Here is a 2,314-nt window from a genome sequence, read left to right on the forward strand (position 1 = left end):
GGCTGAACTTATTACCCAGTAATGATTTTAGCTTGCATGTCACCCCCCCCCCAGGATTATTTGTCTTTCACTTGTGCTTTTTCAATGCAGGCCATCAGCTTTTGAGCGAAAACCTGAACATGAGGTTCTGTCACCATTGAGATATGGTCGCCTGGAACATCATAAATCTCCACTGGTTTAGAAGAAAATGGACTCCACCCGAAGTCCGGAAGACTCATGTTTTGAGGACGAAGAGATTCATATACCTCTTTTTTTATATTTTCTGGCTTAAGATTGTCTGGCTGTGGGTTAATAGACCGAAATAAAGTAATTGGAGTAGGGTAAACCTCCTCTGGAAAATAAGAACAAAGGTTATTTGTCTTCATAACTCTCAAAAAACCACGAAGTTGCTTAATCCCTGCTCCGGGCGGGTAAAAATTGATTTGTTGCAACTGTTTGTAGAGGTAGCTTAATTGATCATCTGGAGTTAGCTTTTCAAGTGCTTCGTAGGATACCTCTAGCTCTTTATCGAATAGATATCCTAGCAACTTACTAATGGCAACCATCCACATCGCATCATTCCAGCCTAGACTTGTCATCTTATTTCCAGGCTCTGGTGCAGTAGTATCTAGGATTGCTAGTAAAGCAACTTCCTGTCCCTGTTTTTGTAATTGTAGAGCCATTTCCAGAGCGACCTTTCCACCAAAAGAATGACCACCCAGTAGATAGGGTCCCTGAGGCTGAACTGATTGTATTTCTTGGATATTATGAGCAGCTATGTCCTCAACTCGGGTATAAGGCTCTGATTCTCCATCAAGACCAATAGCTTGCAAACCATAGAAGGGTTGTTCTGAACTTATATAGCGAGCTAAGTAAGAATAATAAACAACATTCCCTCCACCTCCAGGTACTAAGAAGAAAGGTCGCTTATTACCATTAGGTTTAATGGGAACGAGGGCAGACCAAGAAATAGAATCTGTTGACTCCTGGAGAATACTTGCAAGTTGTTCAATTGTCTGACCTTTGAAGATAGTAGCTAGGGGGAGATTTTTACCAAATTGCTTCTCAATCTGAGACATGAGACGAACAGCGATCAGGGAATGACCACCAAGGTCAAAGAAGTTGTCTTGAACCCCGATGGGATACACATTCAGAACTTCTGACCAAATTTGGGCGAGTTGACGTTCTACAGGATCGCGAGGTAGGATAAAATCTCCTTCCAACTTCGCTTCTGGTGCAGGTAAAGCCTTGCGATCGACCTTGCCATTGGGGGTTAAAGGTAAAGCTTCTAAAATGACAAAAGCTGATGGCACCATGTAGTCTGGCAATTTCTGTTGCACAAACTGATGTAACTCACTTTTACTGAGGGGGTTTTCTTCACTGACTATGTAAGCTACCAGCCGTTTATTACCTGGGTTGTCTTCCCGCGCCACCACTACCACTTGTGCAACCTGGGGATGGCTACTGAGTATGGCTTCGATTTCTCCCAACTCAATGCGGAAACCTCTGATTTTTACTTGATGGTCTATCCGACCGATAAATTCGATATTGCCATCTGGTAAGTAGCGAGCTAAATCTCCTGTTTTATATAATTTTGAGTTATGGTCAAAGGGGTTAGCGATAAATTTTTCTGCCGTTAATTCTGGACGGTTGAGGTAGCCTCTAGCTAATCCATCTCCGCCTATGTGTAGTTCTCCTGGTACTCCTATCGGTACTGGTTGAGTGTTGCTATCTAAAATGTAGATTTGAGTATTAGGAATAGGACTACCAATAGAAGGTTCAGTCTTAGTTCCCTTTTCTAACAAAGTAAATGTGGAATATGTTGTATCTTCTGATGGACCGTAAAGATTGTATACACCCTGAACACTTTCCTGCTGGTATAGTTTTTGTACCAGTTGATTTGTAAACACTTCACCAGCTAGGTTAATTATTTTTACATTTGAAGGTATAGCCTTGATTCTTAAAAGTTCAGTAACTGCCGAAGGAACTGTATTAATTAGAGTTACTTTATATGCCTTTTTAACATTAGGTAAATCTAAGGCATTCTTGGCCAGAATTACTTGACAACCACAACTTAATGTCGCAAATATTTCAAAAATAGATAAGTCAAAACAGATAGAGGTAGAGGCTAATACACCAGCAAGTTGCTCGATTGTAAATATCTTTTTAGCCCAATTGCATAAAGCTACTGGACTATGATGTTCAATGGCAACTCCTTTGGGCTTACCTGTAGACCCAGAAGTATAGATTACATAAGCCAAATTCTCTGCTGTTACCTTACTGGGAAGATTTTGAATACCTTGATTAGCAATAGTTTCCCAATCATTATCCAAAC

1 protein-coding gene is annotated in these 2,314 nt (G+C 40.8%); it reads right to left on the reverse strand.

Annotated features, from left to right (window positions below):
- Nucleotides 1-56: 56 nt before the first annotated feature.
- Nucleotides 57-2,314, reverse strand: a 2,258-nt coding sequence (locus tag F6K37_RS38710; RefSeq protein ID WP_287256490.1) for an amino acid adenylation domain-containing protein, incomplete at its 5' end; no start/stop codon positions are given.

The sequence above is a fragment of the Moorena sp. SIO4E2 genome, from assembly GCF_010671945.1.
GTDB lineage: Bacteria > Cyanobacteriota > Cyanobacteriia > Cyanobacteriales > Coleofasciculaceae > Moorena > Moorena producens.